Origin of the sequence: Anaerocolumna sp. MB42-C2 (assembly GCF_030913705.1) — a bacterium.
In the GTDB taxonomy this organism is placed as follows: Bacteria; Bacillota; Clostridia; order Lachnospirales; family Lachnospiraceae; genus Anaerocolumna.
Genome location: NZ_CP133190.1, coordinates 799,963 through 811,243, shown reverse-complemented (window position 1 = coordinate 811,243; position 11,281 = coordinate 799,963). Strand labels below are relative to the sequence as shown.

General features: G+C 37.5%; 8 protein-coding genes. All 8 read left to right on the top strand.

What is annotated here, in order from left to right; translation table 11 throughout:
- Window positions 1–187 precede the first annotated feature (187 nt).
- Window positions 188–1,345, top strand: coding sequence for an Ig-like domain-containing protein (locus RBU59_RS03670; RefSeq protein ID WP_308146527.1), 1,158 nt, complete (start codon window positions 188–190; stop codon window positions 1,343–1,345).
- A 286-nt stretch (window positions 1,346–1,631) separates the two neighbouring features.
- Window positions 1,632–3,440, top strand: a complete 1,809-nt coding sequence (gene lepA, locus RBU59_RS03665) for a translation elongation factor 4 (protein WP_308146526.1) — start codon at window positions 1,632–1,634, stop codon at window positions 3,438–3,440.
- 12 nt (window positions 3,441–3,452) lie between these two features.
- Window positions 3,453–4,610: a radical SAM family heme chaperone HemW gene (gene hemW / locus RBU59_RS03660; RefSeq protein ID WP_308146525.1), complete on the top strand. Its 1,158-nt coding sequence runs from the start codon at window positions 3,453–3,455 to the stop codon at window positions 4,608–4,610.
- 337 nt (window positions 4,611–4,947) lie between these two features.
- On the top strand, window positions 4,948–5,973 hold the full coding sequence (gene hrcA, locus RBU59_RS03655) for a heat-inducible transcriptional repressor HrcA (protein WP_308146524.1): 1,026 nt from the start codon (window positions 4,948–4,950) through the stop codon (window positions 5,971–5,973).
- Between the two features lie 144 nt (window positions 5,974–6,117).
- Window positions 6,118–6,786: a nucleotide exchange factor GrpE gene (gene grpE, locus RBU59_RS03650; RefSeq protein WP_308148538.1), complete on the top strand. Its 669-nt coding sequence runs from the start codon at window positions 6,118–6,120 to the stop codon at window positions 6,784–6,786.
- Window positions 6,787–6,900: 114 nt separating this feature from the next.
- Entirely contained in the window at window positions 6,901–8,757 is a 1,857-nt protein-coding gene (gene dnaK / locus RBU59_RS03645) for a molecular chaperone DnaK (protein ID WP_308146523.1), read from the top strand.
- Window positions 8,758–8,992: 235 nt separating this feature from the next.
- Window positions 8,993–10,135, top strand: a complete 1,143-nt coding sequence (gene dnaJ, locus RBU59_RS03640) for a molecular chaperone DnaJ (protein WP_308146522.1) — start codon at window positions 8,993–8,995, stop codon at window positions 10,133–10,135.
- A gap of 145 nt (window positions 10,136–10,280) precedes the next feature.
- Window positions 10,281–11,234, top strand: a complete 954-nt coding sequence (gene prmA / locus RBU59_RS03635; protein ID WP_308148537.1) for a 50S ribosomal protein L11 methyltransferase — start codon at window positions 10,281–10,283, stop codon at window positions 11,232–11,234.
- Window positions 11,235–11,281: the final 47 nt, after the last annotated feature.

Genomic DNA, 11,281 nt, shown 5'->3' with positions numbered 1-11,281 from the left:
AAAGCAAGTATTTCATTGACTTTTCAGACAATTTGTAATATAATACCAATGACTATAAAAGGTGGCTCAATCTGACATATTACGACTTTTCGAACAATAGACTGTTAAAGCAAAGGAATAAGTCCGGGCCTAAAAACATTAGGAAAGCCTAAGGAATCTGGTTCCGAAGGTTAACAGGAGGAATTAAATGAACAAATTATTTAAGAAAATCGCCGTACTTCTCTGTGTAATGTTTATTACACCTGCGGTATTAAATTGCATATCATCAACTCAGGACATTACAAAAGTAGAGGCGGCGGCAAATGTAAAAGTAGAGTTAAACAATAAGATTGTGGGTATTTGCAGTACTCCGGAGTATTTATATATTGTAAACGCTAAAAGCGGTGCCCAATACACCTATGTATCCAGTAATACAGAGATAGCAACAGTAAGTAAAGACGGTAAAATTACCGGTGTCGGAGCAGGTACTGTAAAGATTACAACATACGAAACCTATCAAGGTAAAAAGACAAAGATTGAAACTAAAACGATATCTGTAGTAAATTCATTACTTGACGGAAACAGTATGGAAGTAGTTGCACATACCGGATACCTTGCCCAAATACAATATATGAATAATAAAGCAAAATATACATATACATCCTCTGACCCATCCATAGTAACAACGGATAAAGATGGCTTTATCGTTGGTTTAAAAGGCGGATCGGCGATTCTGACTGTAACGGAAACATATAAAAAAGAACAGAGAACTTTAGGTGCTATTACGGTAAACGTGACAGAATCCTCCATAAGCGATGAAAGTAAGAAAATAACCGTCGGTGTTAATTCTGACAATAATGTTTATGATATTATTCCTATTGTCAGCAGTTCCTGGGATTCGGTTTATTCCTATGAATCAGCTGACAGCAAAATTGTTTCTTTCGAATCAAAAGAGGACGGATTGGGGGACACTGAAACAATATTAAAAGGAGTTAACCCAGGAACTACTAACGTAACTATTTACGAGACCTATGCAGGCGTAAAAAGAACCATCGGAACGGTAGAGGTGACAGTGAAAGAGATTCCGATAACTTCTATGAAAATAGAAAATTATTATCTAGAAGAAGATGGTTCCCTGCCTTTAACTTATTACGTTGGTAATAAAGGTGATTTTTCTTTAAGCGAATATCTTGTTAAGGAACCTTATAATGGTACTACATCGGTAATGTTTACCTCCAGTGATGAGTCGATTGTAAAAGTGGATCAGGCCGGATATGTAGAACCGGTAAAAGGTGGAAATGCAGTAATTACAGCATCCTGCGGTGATTTTTCTGTTAAATTCAGTATTACAGTATTATCTTACTGATCTTAGTAATTGATAAAGTATGATAAATCTTAAAGTGTACGAAAAATAAAGGAATAACATATTTTCTTAACTATAATTGAGCATGAAAAATAACTTCTAAAAGAGTATATACTTTTAGACATTATCTTTTCATGCTTCGTTTTTATTTCACCTGTTTAAGAATCTGGCTAGCCAGACTCTTAAAACTGATGTATGCTTTTTGGGAAACCAACCTTTTTCTTGTAAGTAAGTAAGGTCTATGCTATAATACAACATAAAATAACTAGGTATTGCAGGAGGAATATGAATGATAAATCAAAGCAAAATACGTAATTTTTGCATAATTGCTCATATAGATCATGGAAAGTCAACTTTAGCCGACCGGATTATTGAAAAGACCGGATTATTAACCAGCAGGGAAATGCAGGCTCAGGTGCTGGATAATATGGAACTGGAGCGCGAAAGAGGCATTACGATTAAAGCACAAACAGTACGTACGGTGTATAAAGCGAAAGACGGCGAAGAATATATTTTTAATCTTATTGATACTCCCGGACATGTGGACTTTAATTATGAAGTATCCAGAAGTCTGGCAGCCTGTGAAGGAGCAATACTGGTAGTTGATGCGGCGCAGGGTATTGAAGCTCAGACACTGGCTAATGTATATCTGGCATTGGATCATAATCTGGATATTATGCCCGTTATTAACAAAATTGACTTACCCAGTGCAGAACCGGAACGGGTTAAAGCCGAGATAGAAGATGTAATCGGATTAGAGGCTGCAGATGCACCATTAATTTCCGCTAAAGTCGGTATTAATATAGAAGAAGTATTAGAACAGATTGTAACGAAGATATCTCCTCCGAAAGGGGAGGTTAACGCACCTCTTCAGGCCTTGATTTTTGACTCCAAATATGACTCCTACAAAGGTGTTATTATATTCTGCCGTATCATGGAAGGCCGTGTTACCAAAGGAACGGAGATTAAGATGATGGCTACCGGGGCAGTTGCTGAAGTAGTTGAAATTGGTACATTTGGAGCAGGGCAATTTATACCTTGTGAGGAATTAACCGCCGGTATGGTTGGGTATATGACAGCCAGCCTGAAAAATGTAAGAGACACCCGAGTAGGTGATACCGTGACGGACGCCAAGAATCCCTGCAAGCAGGCTTTGCCTGGATATAAGAAAGTCAATTCTATGGTATATTGCGGTATGTATCCGGCAGACGGTGCAAAATATCCGGATTTGAGAGATGCGCTGGAGAAACTCCAGCTAAATGATGCTGCCCTCCAATTCGAACCGGAGACATCCATTGCCTTAGGATTTGGTTTCCGCTGCGGTTTCTTAGGCTTATTACATCTGGAAATCATACAGGAAAGATTAGAGAGAGAATATAACTTAGATATTGTAACCACAGCACCAGGTGTTGTTTATAAGGTATACAAAACAGATGGACAAGTGCTTGACATAACGAATCCGTCCAATTTACCGGATCCATCGGAAATTCAATATATGGAAGAACCAATGGTAAGTGCGGAAATTATGGTTACTACGGAATTTGTTGGCGCCATAATGAATCTGTGCCAGGAACGCCGCGGTATTTATTTGGGAATGGAATATATGGAAGCCACAAGAGCGTTGTTAAAATATGAGCTTCCTTTAAACGAAATTATTTACGATTTCTTTGACGCTTTAAAATCCAGATCGAGGGGTTATGCATCCTTTGACTATGAAATTAAAGGGTATGTGCAGTCTGAACTGGTTAAACTGGATATCCTGATTAATAAAGAAGAAGTAGATGCATTATCCTTTATCGTACACGGTGAATCTGCTTATGAACGTGGCAGAAAGATGTGTGAGAAATTAAAGGAAGAAATTCCAAGACAGCTCTTTGAAGTTCCTATTCAGGCTGCGATAGGCAGCAAGATAATAGCCAGGGAAACGGTTAAAGCTATGCGTAAAGACGTACTTGCCAAATGTTACGGCGGTGATATCAGTCGTAAGAGAAAACTGCTAGAGAAACAAAAAGAGGGTAAAAAACGTATGAGACAGGTAGGTAATGTTGAAATCCCCCAGAAAGCTTTTATGAGCGTTTTAAAGCTGGATGATAAATAAAGAGGAGAGACTATGATTAATGGACAGAAAAAGGATTTAGGCATTTATATTCATATTCCCTTTTGTGTCAGGAAGTGCGACTATTGTGATTTTCTTTCTGCTCCGGCAGATGAGGAAATCAAATATAAATACGTAAAAGCTTTGATGGCGGAAATCAAAAGTTATAAACAAATTAGTGAGGAGTACCTTGTAAAGACGATATTTATCGGAGGAGGTACTCCCTCTTCTTTGGAGGGAAAATTAATAGAACTTATTATGGAAGCTATCCAAACAGTGTTTTCGGTTTCTTATGAAACAGAAGAGCAGCCTGAAATCACCATAGAGATGAATCCCGGAACAATAACAGGGGAGAAACTGCTTTGTTATAAAAGGTCAGGAATCAACCGCTTAAGCTTTGGGCTGCAGTCAGCGGATAATGAAGAACTTAAGTTATTGGGAAGAATCCATACGTTTGAAACATTTAAGGAAAACTTTAATCTTGCCAGAGAAGTTGGATTTAATAATATAAATATTGACTTAATGTCAGGTCTGCCGGGGCAAACTATGGAAAAATGGTTATACACCTTACAGGAAGCGGTAAAATTAAACCCTGAGCATATTTCAGCCTACAGTCTGATTATTGAGGAAGGAACCCCATTTTATTTGCGTTACAGGGAAGAAGATCAGGATGAGGAACTGGACCGTAAGATTTATGCCAAAACGAAAGAGTATTTAGAGAAAACAGGTTATTACCGGTATGAAATATCCAATTATGCCAAACCCGGATTTGAATCCAGGCATAACTCGTCATACTGGGTCCGGACCGATTATCTGGGGTTGGGACTTGGTGCATCTTCGTTGCTAAATAATATCAGATATCAGAATGAAGATAATTTAACTGCTTATCTTAAGAACTCAGCAGATTATCGTGATATAAGAAAAAACCAGGAACCTCTTTCTAAAAAACAGCAGATGGAAGAATTTATGTTTTTGGGTTTAAGAATGAGCGAAGGTGTAAGTAAAAATAATTTTAATAAAATGTTTCATATGCCAATTGATTCCATATATGGCGAAGCTATAAATAAAACAGTGAAAGAAGGATTAATAAAAGTAAAAGGAGATAAAATATACCTGACTGATAAAGGTGTTGATATAAGCAACCTTGTTTTATCAAGATTTCTTCTGGATTAATTGTATTGGATTAAAGAATGATTCAATCGTTTAGGACAAATATATATAATGAGTTCGTTAATTTGTACGATTTATACGATTTATATTTTGTCCGGTGTGATACAGAATACGGTTTATTCGTAACAGACTCACAATTGGATGAACCGAAAATAAAAGCGGATAGGTACAATATTTAATATAATTATGAGGAACAGTGTGATCCAGTTCAGCTGGAAAAAGGAATATAAAAATTGAAAAATAGCACTTGACAAAGTATATTGATAGTGCTATTTTAAGTATAAAGATATTAGCACTCTATCAAAGCGAGTGCTAACAATCAAAAAGCAGGAGGGATTAGATGCAATTGGATGAAAGAAAGTTGAAGATATTACAGGCTATTATCCGTAATTATCTGGAAACCGGTGAGCCTGTCGGATCACGGACAATTTCAAAGTATACCGATTTAAATCTAAGCTCCGCTACTATAAGAAATGAAATGGCAGATTTAGAGGAATTGGGATTTATTATCCAGCCGCATACTTCTGCCGGCCGTATACCATCTGACAAAGGCTATCGCTTGTATGTAGATACTATGTTAGAAGATAAAGTTAATGAAGTAGAAAATATGAAAGAACTTTTAATCGAAAAAGCGGATAAGATAGATTTGCTGCTGAAACAGATTGCTAAACTTCTGGCTGTCAACACGAATTATGCAAGTTTAGTAACAAAACCGCAATACAGAAGTAAAAAAGTTAAATTCATACAGCTGACAGAAGTGGAAGCTGATAATCTGCTTGCAATTATTGTCTTAGAAGGCAATATTGTAAAAAATAAAATGATTGCAGTTACGGAAGAACTGGACAAAGAAATTATTTTAAAACTGAACATTGTATTTAATACCTTTCTTCAAGGGTTAGATTTAACAGAAATTAATATGAATGTAATTCAAAAAATTAAAGAACAGGCTGGTAATTACAGTAATCTGGTCAGTGATATTCTGGATGCCATAGCACAGGCTATCAGTGAAGAGGAAGAAGTAGAGATTTATACCAGCGGCGCTACGAACATTCTAAAATATCCGGAACTTACCGATATGGATAAGATAACCGAATTAATGGGAACTTTTGAAGAACAGAAGCAACTTACGGAGCTCATTAATAAAACAGAAAACTCCGATAACGGAGGAATACAGGTATATATCGGAAGTGAAACACCAATGGAAGCTATGAAAGACTGTTCCGTAGTTACTGCAACTTATGAAATTGAAGATGGTGTTTATGGTAAGATTGGTATTATCGGTCCCAAAAGGATGGATTACGAAAAAGTAGTCGGTACACTGCATACACTTATGGTGCAGTTGGATGAAATATTTAAGAAAAAGTGACTTTCAGTCAACGCGGTTCTTATTTTTTAATGTTTTCATAGAACAACTTGAAATTCTATGAATTTCTCGGGTGTACTGAATAGTTACTAGAAAAACCTAACATAAAGAAAGGTGGTTACAAGAGTGGAAGAAAAGAAGAATTCTATGGATGAAAAGATAGAAGATATTGTGAATCAGGAAGTGGAATCAGAAAGTGAAGAAACCGTAAAAACAGACGAAACGTCAGATACGAAAGCCGAGAGTGAAAACGTAACGAATACGGAGACTGATTCAGATACCTGTGCTGAAAACATGGAAGAAGAAATGGATGAGGAAACAGAAGAAGCTGGCGGTGAAAAAAAGACAGTAAAATCATTTTTCCGAAAAGATAAGAAAGATAAGAAAGACCTTAAAATAGAGGAATTAAATGATAAACTGATAAGAACCATGGCTGAGTTTGATAATTACCGCAAACGTTCCGAAAAAGAAAAAGCACAGATGTTTGAAATAGGGGCAAGGGATATTATAGAAAAAGTACTTCCTGTTATTGATAATTTTGAAAGAGGTTTAGGTGCCATTACGGAGGAAGAAAAAGAAGGTGCTTTCGCTCAAGGAATTGAAAAAATCTACAAACAGATGGTTACTACATTAACCGAAGCCGGTTTAAAACCAATTGAAGCAGTAGGTAAAGCTTTTGATCCGAATTTCCATAATGCGGTAATGCATGCGGAAGATCCCGAACAGGGAGAGAACCTGATAGCGGAAGAATTTCAAAAAGGTTATATGTACAGAGATACCGTGGTGCGCCACAGTATGGTAAAAGTAGTGAATTAGTTTCATTACAGGTATATTAACAATTCAAAGTGAACATTTAAAGAGGTATATGAATATTCACTTTTCAATATATTAACATTTAAATCTTGAATTTATTATTAGGAGGAATATATTATGGGTAAAATCATAGGAATTGACTTAGGTACAACGAATTCATGCGTGGCTGTTATGGAAGGTGGAAAACCTGTTGTTATAGCAAATACGGAAGGTGCAAGAACCACTCCGTCCGTAGTAGCCTTTACAAAAACAGGAGAAAGATTGGTTGGTGAATCTGCAAAACGTCAGGCTGTAACCAATTCGGATAAAACCATATCTTCCATCAAAAGACATATGGGAACTGATTACAGGGTAAGTATTGACGATAAGAAATATACACCACAAGAAATTTCCGCAATGGTATTGCAGAAATTAAAAGCAGATGCTGAAAGCTATTTAGGAGAAAAAGTTACAGAAGCTGTTATTACCGTACCTGCATATTTTAACGATGCACAGAGACAGGCAACCAAAGATGCCGGTAAAATTGCCGGTCTGGATGTTAAAAGAATTATAAACGAACCTACAGCAGCAGCTTTAGCTTATGGTCTTGATAACGAACATGAACAAAAAATCATGGTATACGATTTAGGTGGTGGTACTTTCGATGTATCCATTATTGAAATTGGTGATGGCGTTATTGAAGTATTAGCAACTTCCGGTGATAATAGACTCGGTGGTGATGACTTCGATGAAAGAGTTACCAGATATATGATCGATGAGTTTAAGAAAACAGAAGGTGTTGACTTATCCTTAGACAAAATGGCTCTTCAAAGATTAAAAGAAGCAGCAGAAAAAGCAAAGAAAGAATTATCATCTGCAACAACTACTAACATTAATCTTCCTTTCATCACTGCAACGGCAGAAGGACCAAAACATTTCGATATGAACTTAACCCGTGCTAAGTTTGATGAATTAACTCATGATTTAGTTGAAAGAACAGCAACTCCGGTGCAGAATGCATTAAGAGATGCCGGTATGACCTCTTCTGAATTAAAGAAGGTATTATTAGTAGGTGGTTCAACCCGTATTCCTGCCGTACAGGATAAGGTAAAACAATTGACAGGACATGAACCGTCTAAATCTTTAAATCCTGATGAATGTGTAGCAATCGGTGCTTCCATTCAGGGTGGTAAATTAGCAGGTGACGCCGGCGCAGGAGACATTTTACTTCTTGATGTTACACCACTGTCCTTAAGTATTGAAACTATGGGTGGTGTTGCAACCAGATTAATCGAAAGAAATACAACCATACCGACTAAGAAGAGCCAGATTTTCTCAACAGCTGCAGATAATCAGAGTGCGGTTGATATTAATGTAGTACAGGGTGAAAGACAGTTTGCGAAAGACAACAAGAGCCTTGGCCAATTCAGACTGGATGGAATTCCACCGGCAAGAAGAGGCGTTCCTCAGATTGAAGTAACCTTTGATATTGATGCCAATGGTATTGTTAATGTATCGGCTAAAGATTTAGGTACAGGCAGAGAACAACACATAACAATTACAGCAGGATCTAATTTATCAGATTCCGATATTGATAAAGCAGTAAAAGAAGCAGCTGAATACGAAGCCCAGGATAAGAAACGTAAAGAAGCGGTTGAAACCAGAAATGATGCTGATTCTATGGTATTCCAGACTGAAAAAGCATTAAATGAAGTCGGTGATAAGATTAGTCCTGATGATAAATCCAAAGTGGAAGCTGACTTAAATCGTTTAAAAGAATTAGTTGAAAAATCCAATCCGGAAGTTATGTCTGATGGAGAAGTTGCCGATATTAAAGCAGCAAAAGAAACATTAATGGAAAGTGCACAGGCATTATTTGCTAAGGTTTACGAACAGGCTCAGGCGGCAGGCGGCCCGGCTCCGGATATGTCAGGAGCACAGGAAACCACCGGCGGGGCAGATGATGTGGTAGACGGAGATTATAGAGAAGTGTAATGATGAAATTTTTAGAAATAAGTTTTAACTTGACGATTCTGGAATAATTCATTACAATATGATTTGACTTGTCGAATCGAAGAATCAGTATAAAGGTTATGGGTCGTCCCGTAACAGCAACAAATAGGCGGTCTAGCGACTGCCTATTTGTCGATATAAAGAAATAAGTTCATAAAAACCGGTGACATTATGTCACAAGTTAAATAGTTGCATAATAAGGAGGATGGACTAGAGCATGGCAGATAAACGTGATTATTACGAGGTCTTGGGGATATCCAGGTCAGCGTCAGAGGATGATATAAAGAAAGCATACAGACAGTTAGCTAAAAAATACCACCCGGATGCCAATCCCGGTGATAAAGATGCAGAGGCAAAGTTTAAAGAGGCATCAGAGGCATATGCCATATTAAGTGATGCCGATAAGAGGAGACAATACGATCAGTTCGGACATTCCGCTTTTGACGGGGGCGCAGGCGGTGCAGGCGGATTTGATTTTAACAGTATGGATATGGGAGATATCTTTGGAGATATCTTCGGAGATTTATTCGGCGGCAGGACCAGACGGACAAGTAATGGACCAATGAAAGGACCTAATGTACGTACCGGTGTAAGGATAACATTCCAGGAAGCTGTAACCGGCGTAGATAAGGAATTGGAACTAAATTTAAAAGAGGAATGTACTACATGCAACGGTACTGGAGCTAAACCGGGTACCAGTACAGAAACCTGTAAAAAATGCGGCGGAAAAGGCCAGGTTGTATATACCCAGCAGTCTTTATTTGGAATGGTACGTAATGTGCAGACCTGCCCGGATTGTAACGGTACCGGTAAGGTGATAAAAGATAAATGCCCGGATTGTTATGGATCCGGTTATGTGAGCAGAAGAAAGAAAATTCAGGTATCCATCCCGGCAGGAATTGATAACGGGCAAAGCATTCGTATACGTGAAAAAGGGGAACCTGGAACCAATGGCGGTGAAAGAGGTGACCTTTTGGTAGAAGTGAGCGTTAGCAGACATCCTATTTTCCAGAGACAGGATTATGATATCTATTCAACTGCGCCGATATCTTTCGTTCAGGCTGCTTTAGGCGGAGATGTGAGAATCAGTACCGTTGACGGAGATGTTTTATATACGGTAAAACCGGGTACACAGACAGATACGAAAGTAAGATTAAAAGGAAAAGGTGTGCCTACCTTACGTAATAAACAAATCAGAGGGGATCATTATGTTACTCTGGTAGTACAGGTGCCAACTAAACTCACTGGTGAGCAAAAAGATGCTTTGGAAAAATATGATATAGCAATGAAAAAAGGCGATACTGATTCACCTGAACCGGAAAAAGAGAGAGAAAAAGGCAAAAAGAAGTTCTGGAAGTAAGATTGCAGTGACTAAAGTAATATGCTGCAATTAAAACAGGCATTAAAAATATTTTAATTAAACTGTATATTGAAAGAAAATTATCAGGGAAAGGAACACCATACAAATTCTTTCAATTTGTTATGAGTATTCAATGGGAAAAACAATGAAATGGACGAAATTAACCTTATCGACTATGGCGGATGCTGTGGATCTGGTAAGTAATATGCTTAGTGAATTAGGAATTGAGGGTATTGAAATTATTGATAATGTGCCTATAACGGAAAATGAAAAGAAAGCCATGTTTATCGATATCCTTCCGGAATTAAATACGGAGGATAAAACGGCTTTAATCAGTTTTTATCTGGAGGAAAATGAAGATATTCAGGGTATGATGGATAAAATTCAATCAGGTATGAGAGAATTATCCGTCTTTATGGATATAGGCAGTGGTTTAATTGAAATATCAGAAACAGAGGATCTGGATTGGATTAATAATTGGAAAGCATATTTTAAACCATTTCGTATAGATGATACCATTGTGATTAAACCTACCTGGGAAAAATTAGAGAATGTGAAAGACACGGATCTGGTGATTGAAATTGATCCGGGCACCGCTTTTGGAACAGGTTCCCATGAGACTACCAAGTTATGTATCCTCGGAATCAAGAAATATATAAAAGACGGAATCAGTTTATTGGATGTTGGATGCGGCAGCGGAATCCTTTCTATCATCGGAGCTAAATTAGGTGCAAAACATGTACTTGGTACGGATATTGATCCTAATGCTGTAAACGCTGCAATCGAAAATGCAGAAGTAAATCATGTTACAGGTGAAACAGTAAAGATTATTAGCGGTGATATTATAACGGATACAACGATGCAGCAGGAAGTGGGTTTTGATTGTTATGATATGGCAGTAGCTAATATTTTAGCTGATATAATCATACCGTTGTCGGCTGTCATCGGTCAGCATATGAAACCGGACGGAATATTTATAAGTTCCGGTATTATAAATACAAAAAAAGAGCAGGTTAAAGAAGCTATCTTAAAGAACGGATTTAAAATCCTTGAAATAAATGAAATGGGAGACTGGGTATCCATCGTAGCACAGAAATAACAGATGTGAAATGTTATAATAGTAAGTATAAATAGAAAGGTTTGGTG

Bases quoted from the DNA above. Each gene is read 5' to 3' on its own strand.
- hrcA (WP_308146524.1), top strand. From the start codon at position 4,948: ATGCAATTGGATGAAAGAAAGTTGAAGATATTACAGGCTATTATCCGT.
- dnaJ (WP_308146522.1), top strand. From the start codon at position 8,993: ATGGCAGATAAACGTGATTATTACGAGGTCTTGGGGATATCCAGGTCA.
- dnaK (WP_308146523.1), top strand. From the start codon at position 6,901: ATGGGTAAAATCATAGGAATTGACTTAGGTACAACGAATTCATGCGTG.
- hemW (WP_308146525.1), top strand. From the start codon at position 3,453: ATGATTAATGGACAGAAAAAGGATTTAGGCATTTATATTCATATTCCC.
- RBU59_RS03670 (WP_308146527.1), top strand. From the start codon at position 188: ATGAACAAATTATTTAAGAAAATCGCCGTACTTCTCTGTGTAATGTTT.
- grpE (WP_308148538.1), top strand. From the start codon at position 6,118: ATGGATGAAAAGATAGAAGATATTGTGAATCAGGAAGTGGAATCAGAA.
- lepA (WP_308146526.1), top strand. From the start codon at position 1,632: ATGATAAATCAAAGCAAAATACGTAATTTTTGCATAATTGCTCATATA.
- prmA (WP_308148537.1), top strand. From the start codon at position 10,281: ATGAAATGGACGAAATTAACCTTATCGACTATGGCGGATGCTGTGGAT.